Genomic DNA, 2,612 nt, shown 5'->3' on the forward strand with positions numbered 1-2,612 from the left:
ACTGCGGGATGCGTGGCCATCGAGGACGACACGCTGGTGCAGATCATCCGCTGGCTGCGTCCTGGCGCGCTGATCGCGATCGCCAAGTGATCAGGCCAGCGCGCGACCGGCTTTCACTTTGAAGTCCAAGCCCGCCAACGACATCGTCGCTTCGTAGGTGCGGTCGTAGCCAGTTGCACTGATCTTCCATCCGTCGGCGGTACGCCGGTAACGGTCGCGGTAGAACGCCGCACCGATCAGCATGAAGTTGAACTCGGCGACGATCACCCGGTCTTGCAGATACCAGGTGCCAGACGCCTCGTCGCCGGTCACGGTGATCTCGGGATGGGTCACCCGGTGTTCGGTGAGGACATTAGGGCCCAGCGCCGAGCGCATGTAGTCGACCAGATCGGTGCGGTTGGTGAAGTGCAGTTCCTCGCCGAGTGAGGACCCGTAATCGCCGGCAACGTCGTCGGTCAGCGTGGCGGCGAAGTCGTCCCAGTGCTTGGTGTCCAATCCGCGCAGATAGCGGTACTTGATCTGTTTGATCGCTTCGATGTCGGCCGCGAGATCATGGGAGCTCATGACGCCATTGCAACACACCTGGCTTCACAGCCGCCCGCGGGTTCGGGGACGCCGGCTCACCGGGCTCACCGCTGCCAGCAGACCGGTCAGCTCCGCGACAGGTCGCTCGTCCAGGTGTTGCACCGCGGTGACGATCTCGCCGCGTAACGCCTCGTCGGCGAACGGCTCACCGAGCCAATGGAATTTCTCGACGACGCGTTCCCAGGACATCGGCCGCGTCGGCGATCCCTCGAAATCGGATTGCTCACGGTGGAATTCACGGCCGTCACGCAGTGCGACGTGGATGCGGGTCGAGGTGCGCTCCGGACGGAGATGTGAATCCGTTCTGCGGCGCGGCCGAAGTGCAGTTCCTCGGCTACCGCGACGAAGTAGCGGAGCTGCCGCAGTTCCATGCGCCGAGCTTAAGCGCGCTGCAGGTAATGGGTGACCATGTCGATTAGCGCGCGTCGTTCCCGCTGCCAGTCGACGGGCACACCCACGATCATCTGAGCCAACACCACACCGCGTAACGCCGCCCAAATCACCTCTGCCACACCGTCGTTGACGGGGTCGTCGGTGACTAACCGACCGAGCTGGCCGATAGCGTCGTTCATCTCGAGCAGGTGCCGCCGCGAACTCGTCCGGGTGGCGCGCAGGATCTCGAAGGCGGCCATCGACGTCGGACTGCTGTAACAGCTCCACGCGGTGTCGACGACGACTTCGATGCGCTCGCGCAATGGCAGCTCGCCGACCTCGGCCGACGACAACGACTCCAGCAGCTTGGTCACGCCGTCGTCGACCACGGCCATCAACAGGCCGTTGCGGTCGCCGAAGTGATACTGGATCACGCCCCAGGTCACGCCCGCGCGTTCGGCGACGTGCTTGGCCGTCGCGGCGGCGAAACCCTCTTCGACGATGCAGCTGACCGTTTCGTCAATGATCTTGGCGCGGGTGTCGTCGCCGCGTTTGCGGGGCGCGCTGGTGCGCCGGGTGGGGCTGACGCCGACGCTGGGTGACATAGTTGACTTTATAACATAGCCGAGTCTATTTTTGGAGTCGTGGTCTTGTCCCGCTACGCGCGGCTGTCCCGCGAGCAGCTTGCCGTCTTGGTCCCGGAGCTGCTGTTGATCGGACACATGATCGACCGGTCCGGCATGGCCTGGTGCATCCAGGAATTCGGCCGCGAGGAAATGCTGCAGATCGCCATCGAGGAGTGGGCCGGGGCCAGCCCGATCTACACCCAACGGATGCAGCGGGCGCTGAATTACGTGGGCGACGACGTGCCCACCATTTTCAAGGGCTTACAGCTCGACATCGGTGCGCCGCCACAGTTCATGGACTTCCGTTACACCGTGCACGACCGCTGGCACGGCGAATTCCAACTCGACCACTGCGGTGCGCTGCTCGACGTGGAACCGATGGGCGACGACTACGTGTTCGGTATGTGCCACACAATCGAGGACCCGACGTTCGACGCCACCGCGGTCGCGACCAATCCGCGAGCCCAGATGCGGCCCATTCACCGCCCGCCCCGCGAGCCCGCCGATCGACACCCGCACTGCGCGTGGACCGTCATCATCGACGAGTCCTATCCGCCCGCCGAAGGCATCCCGGCGTTGGAGGTGGTGCGCCAAACCACGGCTGCGGGATGGGAACTCGACGCAATCGATCCGGCTGACGAGGGTTTGGCCGACTACTCCGGCCCGCTGCTCTCCGACCTTGACTTCGGTGCGTTCTCGCATTCGGCGCTGGTGCGCATGGCCGACGAAGTGTGCCTGCAGATGCATCTGCTGTATCTGTCGTTCGCGATCGCGGTGCGAGCACGGACCGGTTCAGACGCCGCGCTGGCCGCCTCGGTGGGCACCCGCCAGTTGATCGGTTTGGCCGGCCTGGGCGCCGAGCGCATCCATCGCGCATTGTCGTTGCCCGACGGCATTGACGGTGCGCTGCGGGTTTTCGACTTGCATCCGCTGCTCAACCCCGCCGGTTACGTGCGGGCCGAGCTATCCGAGAACCGTGTGACCGTGCATCGGTCGCCCGCCCACGACGACGGTGCCTGGATCTCGCTG

Annotated in this window: 4 protein-coding genes and 2 pseudogenes; 2 read left to right on the plus strand and 4 right to left on the minus strand. The window is 64.9% G+C overall.

Going from position 1 to position 2,612, the window contains the following annotated elements; translation table 11 throughout:
- Positions 1-90: pseudogene (locus tag A5707_RS24485) on the plus strand (hypothetical protein); the annotation flags it as partial.
- Here the strand turns inward: A5707_RS24485 and A5707_RS11825 are convergent.
- From A5707_RS11825 to A5707_RS11835, 4 genes and pseudogenes are all read right to left on the minus strand, one after another.
- Positions 91-582: a nuclear transport factor 2 family protein gene (locus A5707_RS11825; protein WP_156657829.1), complete on the minus strand. Its 492-nt coding sequence runs from the start codon at positions 580-582 to the stop codon at positions 91-93.
- A 6-nt stretch (positions 583-588) separates the two neighbouring features.
- On the minus strand, positions 589-849 hold the full coding sequence (locus A5707_RS24140) for a hypothetical protein (RefSeq protein WP_331713145.1): 261 nt from the start codon (positions 847-849) through the stop codon (positions 589-591).
- Between the two features lie 23 nt (positions 850-872).
- A pseudogene (locus A5707_RS24490) lies at positions 873-956 on the minus strand (LysR family transcriptional regulator); the annotation flags it as partial.
- Positions 957-965: 9 nt separating this feature from the next.
- The gene (locus tag A5707_RS11835) at positions 966-1,562 is read right to left on the minus strand and encodes a TetR/AcrR family transcriptional regulator (RefSeq protein WP_065014663.1); all 597 of its coding nucleotides are present in this window, start codon (positions 1,560-1,562) and stop codon (positions 966-968) included.
- 39 nt (positions 1,563-1,601) lie between these two features.
- Here A5707_RS11835 and A5707_RS11840 point away from each other — a divergent pair.
- The coding region (locus tag A5707_RS11840; RefSeq protein WP_065014664.1) for a hypothetical protein at positions 1,602-2,612 on the plus strand (1,011 nt) is incomplete at its 3' end.

Origin of the sequence: Mycobacterium kyorinense (genome assembly GCF_001672775.1) — a bacterium.
Lineage (GTDB): Bacteria > Actinomycetota > Actinomycetes > Mycobacteriales > Mycobacteriaceae > Mycobacterium > Mycobacterium kyorinense_A.

What these genes read in the sequence shown, in the direction of transcription:
- A5707_RS11835 (WP_065014663.1), bottom strand. Translation starts at nt 1,562, where the DNA reads ATGTCACCCAGCGTCGGCGTCAGCCCCACCCGGCGCACCAGCGCGCCC.